An 8771-nucleotide genomic window follows, 5' to 3' on the forward strand; every position below is an offset into this window, starting at 1 on the left:
GGATTGCTTTTTCTCCTTTGGTAAATGCTGCAATAAAAAAACCTTCCCCCTTTACTTTATCAGGATAAAACCGGTAACCATAACCATTGTGGAGGGTTGATCTTGTTTCAACAATCTGCCAGTGCGTTTTCAGATTTAGGGCAACGGATAATAAACCATGTTCGCCCATCAGCCAGTCTGCAATTGCTTCATCTTCATTTTCAGAATAGGAACAGGTAGAATAAATCAGGCTGCCGCCTTCTTTTAATGCAGGCAATACACCGGCCAGAATCCTCTGCTGGCGCTGGCTGCACATGGTTACATTTTGCGGACTCCATTCTTCAATGGCAGCAGCATCTTTCCTAAAAAGGCCGCTGCCGCTGCATGGCGCATCTACAACAATTACATCAAAATAATTTTCCAGTCTTTTAAAATCCTGAGGATCGTTGTTGGTTACTATCACATTGGCAGCGCCCCATTTGGTAATGTTTTCCGTTAAAATATTTACTCTTGCTTTTATCAATTCATTGCTTACCAATAAACTCTTTTCATGAATCAACGATTGCAACAAGGTAGATTTTCCGCCAGGTGCTGCACATAAGTCTAATACTTTTATGGGTTGAGACAAATCGGTTGTTTGTTGCAATGCCTGCTCTAAAAACATGCTGCTGGCCTCCTGTACATAGTAAGCACCTGCATGAAAAACAGGATCCAGCGTAAAGGACGGGCGCTGGGAAAGATAGTAACCATCCGTACTCCAGGGCACATTACCCTGCACAGCAGCATCCGTAAAAGACAAGGTTCTACTGCCTTTTATTTTAGCAGGGTTTAACCTGATGGAGGTAACCTGTTCACCAGATTGATGAACATCTTCAAATCTGGCTTTATCAAAACCAGGGATACCTTCAAGTGATTGCAGAAACGGAGCCGGCAGATGTGTATACAATTGTTAAAATAAGTTTAATATACTATCAAAATTAACTGAACAGCTGGAAACAAACGCCGGTGATAACAAATTTATACTTTGCACAAATCATATATAAACGCTACTGATACAAATTGAACAGATAACAGCACATGTATTTTTTATTGAGCAATTGATAAATAATCCGTGCTAATCTGCCAAAATCAGCCCAACCAGCGCTGCCATATGTTTTTACGAAACAAGATTAAAAAATCTGTGTGTACCGGTTCTGATCAACACCATCATCATTTCTATAAAAAGTCCACAAAGCAGGTTCCACGAAAAATTTAAAATCGTAAAAACAAACTATTTTTACATGAAAGTTAAATTGGTAAATGAAAGAGAAACTACAGGAATTAAGCCGCTCAATTGAAGGAGAACTTTTTACAGACGATACCATGCGGATATTGTATGCCACGGATGCTTCGGCGTACAGGGAAATGCCTTTGGCAGTGGCCATCCCCAAAACATTGGACGATATTAAAAAACTAATACAATTTGCCACTAACAATACTACTTCTTTAATTCCCCGTACGGCGGGTACTTCTCTTGCGGGGCAGGTGGTAGGTAACGGCATTATCGTGGATGTATCTAAAAATTTTACCAAAATACTTGAACTCAATACAGAAGAAAACTGGGTAAGGGTAGAACCCGGTGTTATCAGGGATGAACTGAATTTTTTTTTAAAACCACATGGCTTATTTTTTGGTCCGGAAACTTCCACCGCCAACCGGGCAATGATGGGTGGTATGGTGGGTAATAATTCCTGCGGTTCTAATTCGGTTGTTTACCGCAGTACCCGGGAACATCTGCTGGAAGTAAAGGCAATTTTAAGTGATGGAACTAATGTAGAATTTAAAACGGTTACCAACGATGCCTTTCATACAAAATGCGAAATGGATAATCTGGAAGGAAAGATATATAAAAACATCCGCAGCATTTTAAGCAATTACGATAACCAGCAGGAGATAAGAAAACAGTTTCCAAAAAAATCGGTAGAGCGCCGCAACACCGGCTATGCAATTGACATGTTGTTGGAAAAAGCGCCCTTTGTTGCAGGCATGCCCGACTTTAATTTTTGTGAATTAATTGCCGGCTCAGAAGGAACATTGGCTTTTATCACCGAAATAAAATTAAATGTGGTGCCATTGCCACTCAAAGAAACCGGCTTGTTATGCGTTCATTTCAATAGTATTGATGAAAGCCTGCGGGCCAATTTAATTGCACTGAAATATAAGCCCAGTGCAAGTGAGCTGATTGACCATTATATTTTAGAATGTACCAAAGGTAATATTGAACAAAGCAAGAACCGTTTTTTTGTACAGGGAGATCCGGGTGCAATTTTGGTAATTGAGTTTGTAAAAAATACCCGGGAAGAAATTACGGACATCTGCAAAAATGTGGAGGTTGAAATGCGTGCCGCAGGGTTAGGCTTCCATTTTCCATTGCTGTTTGGAGATGATACTAAAAAGATATGGACCCTTCGTAAGGCAGGTTTAGGATTGCTGGGCAATTTACCCGGTGATGCAAAGGCTGTACCTGTTATTGAAGATACAGCGGTGGATGTAAATGACCTGCCAGCCTATATCCGGGAGTTTAATGAGCTACTGGTTAAATACAATTTACATGCAGTACATTATGCCCATGCCGGATCTGGTGAAATACATTTGCGCCCCATCATCAATTTAAAAACAGCAGAAGGCAACGAGCTGTTTAAAACTATTGCACAGGAAATTGCTACACTGGTAAAAAAATACGATGGCTCCTTAAGTGGCGAACATGGTGATGGCAGGTTACGGGGCGAATTTATCGAACAGATGATTGGCCCTAAAAATTATTTACTGCTAAAACAATTAAAAAATACCTGGGATCCTCAACATATTTTTAACCCCAATAAAATTGTAGATACACCGCCCATGAACAGCATGTTGCGGTACACGCCCGGCCAGCAAACGCCCACCTTTAATACCATTTTTCGCTACCATAACCAGGATGTGTTGCAGCATGCTGAACAATGCAACGGCAGCGGCGATTGCCGTAAAACACATTTAAGCGGCGGCACCATGTGCCCATCGTTTATGGCTACCCGAAATGAAAAAGATTCTACCCGTGCCAGAGCAAATATATTACGCGAATTTTTAACCAATTCAAAAGAAGTAAACCGCTTTAACCATAAAGAGATTTACGACGTAATGGACCTTTGCCTCAGTTGCAAAGCCTGTAAGTCGGAATGCCCGAGCAATGTAGATGTAGCTAAATTAAAAGCCGAATTTTTACAACAATACTATGATACCAACGGGGTGCCTTTTCGAAGTAAACTGATTGCTAATTTTACCAACGCTGCAAAGCTGGGTTCCATACTTCCGGGCGTGTACAATTTTTTTATGTCTAATAAAACAACCAGTACGCTCATAAAAAAAATGTCTGGTTTTGCAGTGCCTCGCTCTTTGCCTTTGATGCACAAAAGCACTTTGCAAAGCTGGTATAAAAAACATCCCAAACAAAACAACAATAACAGCCGGACAGTCTATTTATTTTGTGATGAGTTTACCAATTACAACGATACTTCCATTGGTATAAAAGCCATTTTACTATTAGAGAGATTGGGCTACAATGTGGTGATTCCAAAACACATTGAAAGCGGCAGAGCCTGGCTTAGCAAGGGCTTAATCCGTAAGGGCAAGCAGATTGCCAATAAAAATATTGCCTTATTAAAAGAAATTATCAGCAATGAAACGCCGTTGATTGGTGTAGAACCCAGTGCCATTCTTACTTTTAGAGATGAGTACATTGATCTTGCCGATGATGACCAGCTGGAAGCAGCAAAGCAATTGAGCAAAAATGTTTTTTTAATAGATGAGTTTATTGCCGGCGAAATAAAAAAAGGCTTTATAAAAGCTGACCAATTTACCACAGGGGAAAAACAGATTTTATTACATGGTCATTGCCAGCAAAAATCACTTTCTGCATTAACATACTCGGTGGATATTTTATCGTTGCCAAAAAACTATACGGTGCAAACCATTGCCAGCGGCTGTTGCGGTATGGCCGGTTCTTTCGGTTTTGAAAAAGAGCATTACGATCTGTCCATGCAAATTGGCGAACTGGTATTGTTTCCCGCAGTGCGCAATAAAAAATCCGAAGCGGTTATAGTAGCTGCACCTGGCACCAGTTGCCGCCACCAGATAAAAGATGGTACGCACACATTAGCAATGCACCCCGTGGAAATTTTGTATGAGGCGTTGGTGTAAGATCCAAAAAAATTAAGTACCCATCTAAAGTGTAAAAATCTGTATGTTTTAGTAATCTCTGTTAATCATTAAAATTGCGAACAATCAACCTTGTAGTCATCCTTTCTAATACACTTGATATTGAGAATTTAGAAGCCCGTTTCAGAAAATTAAGAATTATAAGTAGCGCTAAATTTGAAAATTAGTTATCCTTGTAGAAATATTTTTTAGTTATGGTGCATGCCTTTTATAAGTTTCCCCAACCACATCAGCCGTATCTCTGCGGAGGGATACTTCATAATTTAAAAACTGGTCTGTCTTTCTAAAATCTTCTCGGGCAAGGCGTTCCTTTCATTATATAATCTGCATCGCATCGCTCATCAGAAACGATTCCATCAGGAGTTAATTTTTCCCAAATAAAAGTACCTTCTCCGCTGCCGGCACTTCTTGAAAAACCAAGCTTGCCAGTGGTCGCATCGTACGCCATTCCCACTCTTAGCCGGTCTGTCTCATTGTAGCGGCGGTCAAATAAATCAAGGCTTAAGGTTACTGAAAAAGCATCACTGTTTTTAAAACCAACATTGCCCCTGTACCAGGCACCAATTGCCATCCTGGCATTCTTATATTCGCAACCTACACTCAGCGAATTGCTTTGCGCCTGCTGGTAATAAATAATGCTTGGTAAGAAATAGGAATCTCCATCCTCATCAATATCCATCTTATAACGCAGGTAAGAAAACCAGCGTCTGGGCAACTTGCTGTAGGTATTGGACGTAAGCGATTCATCTGGCTGGTTGATGTGCTGGGCGCCGCCACCGATCATCCAGTTATCGCGAAAGTACAATAAAAAACCTGCTGCAAAATCAGCGAAATATTTGTGGTTGTTCAGTGCTATATCCACACCCGATATAGCACCGGGAATGATACCGGTGTTATCAATCTGGTCGCTAAAATATAGTTTATTATAATTGATGCTCCGGTTGGCTACACCTGCCTGCAAACCTAAATGCAATCTGGCACCAGGCAAACACAACGCATACGAATAAATGGCATGCAGGCTGTTCTTGTTTAGGTATCCTTCTTTGGAATTCGTTAACAGCAGTCCTACCCCCCCATGCATATTTTTAATATAGCGGTCAACACCTACCGCCGCATATTGCATTAATGAAGGAACGTTTATCCACTGCCGTTTGAGCGTTGCGGTAAAGCGAAGGTCCATTTCAGCATTGCCTGCCGTTGCAGGATTCAATGAAAGCGGTGCATTGAATGCCTGTGTAAAAAACGGGTCTTGTGCAAAAATTTTTGTACTAAAAAAAATAACATTGAGTAATAAATATTTTTTCATTTTACTGTTTTTGATGGTAGTAAAAACCGTTCGTTTATTATTTTACAACAGTGATGCTTCCTGCCTTTTTATATTTTGTTTCCCCCGGGTAAATCATGCCCAGCCACTCAGACCCATTCTTAAATTTTGCCTGAATCTTCCATACATATGCATCCTGTTGTACAAGGCTTCCCTTGTACCTGGCATCCCATGGCTGGTTGGGTGCACCTTTACTGTCCAGACTGGTACTTTCAAAAATCAGTTCGCCCCAGATAGTAAATATCTGCAGACGGTACTCCTTCAGACCCACAGCTTTTGGCAGAAAGGTTCTTAAATTTTCCTGCAGGCAATTGGGGCAAATAGCGTTGGGAATATACATCCAGCCGGGAAAGCCATCAATGCGGGCAATTTTTAGCGTGGTGTCCGAACAGTTGTTAATGTTATCCAGCACAATTAACCGAATGGGGTAATTACCGGTATCCGCGTATTTATGATCAATCACATCCCTGGTGTCCGCAAAAGTTCCATCACCCAAACTCCACTGATATTGATAATTGGTATTGTTTAATGTAAGGTTGTTAAAACTAAAAGTATAATTGGGTACGGTAATAACCGGTGTGGGACTAATAAAAAAACCGGATGCGGGCGGCACTTTTGCCAACACAAGATTGGGCTTTATTACAGAGTCTTTACAACCAAAAGTGCTATAGGCGACCAGCTTAATGGTATAGGGATTCAGGCTTGGCGCAAAAAACTTAAACGGATCGACAACTGTGCTGGTGGTACCATCCCCAAAATTCCACAAATAGGTATCTCCATTAATGGTTAAGTTGGTGAGCTGTACCCTTGCGGTATCGCAAGTGAGTGTGGTATTTACAGAAAAATCAGCCACAGGTTTGGCAGACACTTTTACCAGCTGGCTGGCAGTGTCTCTACATACCCCATCGCTTGCTACCAGTGTAATCAGGTACTGGCCTTGTGTTGTATACAAATGAGTAGGACTGGTAAAAGAAGAAGCCGGCGTGTTATCGCCCCAATTCCAGATATAGCTGATGGCATTGGTAGTTGTATTGCTGGTGCCGACATTTAACACGCCTGTGCAACCGAGGGTATCACTCACTGTAAAGCCAATGGCAGGTTTTATCCTTGAAGTAAAGGTTACAGAAAAAGTATCTGGCTTGCAACCATAATCGTTGTCAGCAATTAAAGTAATGGTATATGCAGTAAAAGGCTTTTCAATAACAATGGAAGGTGCCGCATCGGTACTTACCAGCACTCCATTTACCAGCCATTTATGTATCGTGGTGAACCTGGCTGTATTGGCAATGTTTGCAATAAAAGGCACGCAATCATTTGGGTTGTTAAAACTGAATTTCGATTTTGCGGAAGGGTTCATTTGCAGTATTGCTTTCGCTGTATCCTTGCAACCTACGCTATTACTTGCTATCAGCCAGGTGGTAAAAATTTTAGGTAAAACAGTTACTGCTGATGCCGTGTAATGGTGCGTAAAATTGCCATTAACAGACAGCGCTACATTGTCAACAAGCCAGCTATACTTTACCGCATCGTTGCCATCATAGGTAGTAGTGTTAATATACGCAACTGTCGTATCTCTTGTACAAATGAATATACCGGCTGGTGTAAATGAAGCTACTGGTTGGCCGGCTACCGTAAAATAAATGATGGTACTGTCTGTACAACCTGTACTATTCTTAGCAATTAATTTTACATAAAAGCTACCCGGCCTATTAAAGGTGTATTGTGCATTTGTTCCATTGGCTGTTATTACAGATGGAGTAACCGTACTATCATAAAAATACCATTGTGCAGTTTCATTGATGATTCCTGGAGCAGCTACCTCCAGGATAAAGGGCGCACAATTCAACGCCCTGATATTCGTCTGCAACCGTGTATCCGGTTTGCTTAGAACAGTGATGGAATGTACAATTGTATCAAAACAAACCACACCAAAATTATTCGTTTTTTCTGCCCTTAAATAAATGGTATAAATACCAGGCGCAGCATAAATATGAAACGGATTTAAACCGGTACTGCCTGTGCCGTCATCCCAAAACCATTGATAGCTGTTGGCATGTAAGGATGTATTGTTTACTTTGATGGTATCGCCCTGGCAATAAGTAGCAGCATTGGTTGTAAAGGTTGCCGCAGGTTTGGTGTATACGGTTACTGATCTGTAAACTGTTGTATCGCTGCAGCCATTGGTAATATCCACTCGTATGGTAAATGTGCCGGGATTATTAAAAGCATGCACCACACTACCCGGGCTGTTATTGGTTACAAGTGCTGAAGTACCATCACCAAAGTTCCAGGTAAAAGAACTGGCGCCCGTAGTGCCATTATTGATGGCTATTATATGCGGTGCACAGCCATACAAGTCGTTGCCATTGATGTTTATACGTGGCTGAATATTATTGGGTGCTATCCGCACTTTAATTACCTGCGTATCTCTTTTACATTCATTTGCAGCAATCAGCTGAATAGAAAAAGTGTCAATCACATTGCCTGTATTGTAAGTGTAATTCAATGCCCCGGTACTGTAAGTTGTATCTAAATGACCGTTGCCGAAATTCCAGTAATAGGTATTGGACTTACCTGATGAAGTGTTGTTGATGTGTACGGTAAAGGGCGAACATCCTGCGGTAGTATCTACTCCAAATCCTGCCCTGGGATTGGCCCTTATTTTTACACTATCCCGCCAAACAGTGGTATCACAACCATTATAGGCTTTTAAGGTAACGAGGTAAGTAGTATCCCTGTTTTGCGGACTGGCATCATAAATAATTGTGCCGGGTTGCGCCAGATTGCTGATAACGCCATTGCCGAAATTCCAGTTAAAGGAAATGTTGCGGATGATGCTGGAGGTATTGGTAAAGCCAACTGGTAAAGGGCCGCAACCATAACCTGTATCTTTGATAAACTTAGCCGGGGCTGAAATTACTGTGATAAATTGCTGTTGTACTGTGTCCGGCCTGCAACCAAACTGGCTGGTGGTAATCAATTTTATAATGGTGGTGTCATTGGAAGCAGTGATTGTATAACCCGGAAAAATACCGGTGGAATTACTACCAATACCAATCCCATCCGCATACCATTGATACTGGCCATCCCTGTCGGGAAAATGCGCAACAGTAATGGCATTCGCCAGATTAAAAGGGGTGCAGCCTGTAACCGGGCTGGCTGTAAATAAAGCTTGCGCATTCTGCCGGACCGTGATTTTTACCGGTGCACTAAAGCTGCCCTGGCTACCACTGCA

Annotated in this window: 3 protein-coding genes and 1 pseudogene; 1 reads left to right on the forward strand and 3 read right to left on the reverse strand. The window is 41.5% G+C overall.

Features of this window, described 5'->3' with window-relative positions:
- Positions 1–925 (reverse strand): annotated as a pseudogene (locus H7254_RS17190) (hypothetical protein); the annotation flags it as partial.
- A 353-nt stretch (positions 926–1278) separates the two neighbouring features.
- Here H7254_RS17190 and H7254_RS17195 point away from each other — a divergent pair.
- Positions 1279–4194, forward strand: a complete 2916-nt coding sequence (locus H7254_RS17195; protein WP_301934140.1) for an FAD-binding and (Fe-S)-binding domain-containing protein — start codon at positions 1279–1281, stop codon at positions 4192–4194.
- 301 nt (positions 4195–4495) lie between these two features.
- On the opposite strand, the gene H7254_RS17200 is transcribed toward H7254_RS17195, so the two are convergent.
- Positions 4496–5518 carry a PorP/SprF family type IX secretion system membrane protein gene (locus H7254_RS17200; protein WP_301934141.1) on the reverse strand — a complete coding sequence of 341 codons (1023 nt, stop codon included), beginning with the start codon at positions 5516–5518 and terminating at the stop codon, positions 4496–4498.
- Positions 5519–5555: 37 nt separating this feature from the next.
- The coding region (locus H7254_RS17205) for a PKD domain-containing protein (RefSeq protein WP_301934142.1) at positions 5556–8771 on the reverse strand (3216 nt) is incomplete at its 5' end.

The organism is Ferruginibacter sp. (genome assembly GCF_014377975.1).
In the GTDB taxonomy this organism is placed as follows: domain Bacteria; phylum Bacteroidota; class Bacteroidia; order Chitinophagales; family Chitinophagaceae; genus Ferruginibacter.